The sequence below is a fragment of the Citrobacter sp. TBCS-14 genome (assembly GCF_005280805.1).
Lineage (GTDB): Bacteria > Pseudomonadota > Gammaproteobacteria > Enterobacterales > Enterobacteriaceae > Citrobacter > Citrobacter gillenii.
This window is the reverse complement of record NZ_SZWM01000105.1, coordinates 1-329: the sequence shown is the minus strand read 5'-3', so window position 1 is coordinate 329 and position 329 is coordinate 1. Positions and strand designations below refer to the sequence as shown.

General features: G+C 55.3%; 1 protein-coding gene. It reads left to right on the top strand.

Features of this window, described 5'->3' with window-relative positions; translation table 11 throughout:
* Positions 1-3: 3 nt before the first annotated feature.
* Positions 4-329: condensation domain-containing protein (locus tag FDX22_RS00580; RefSeq protein ID WP_146716572.1), on the top strand; the 326-nt coding region annotated here is incomplete at its 3' end.

The following is a 329-nucleotide window of genomic DNA, read 5'->3' as shown; positions in this document are numbered from 1 at the left end:
GCAATGACTCAGCGCTTACCTTTAGTTGCAGCCCAGCCGGGGATCTGGATGGCAGAAAAGCTCTCCACATTGCCCTCGGCGTGGAGCGTTGCACACTATGTCGAATTAACCGGTGAACTGAATGCACCACTGCTGGCAAAGGCAGTCGTGGCCGGTCTGGAGCATGCGGATACCCTGCGGATGCAGTTCACTGAGGATAACGGTGAAATCTGGCAATGGGTTGATCCTACGCTCACCTTTGCTGAACCTGACATTCTCGATTTACGCAATGAATCCAGTCCGCACGAGGCGGCACGTGCGTTGATGCGGGCGGATCTGCAACAGGATCT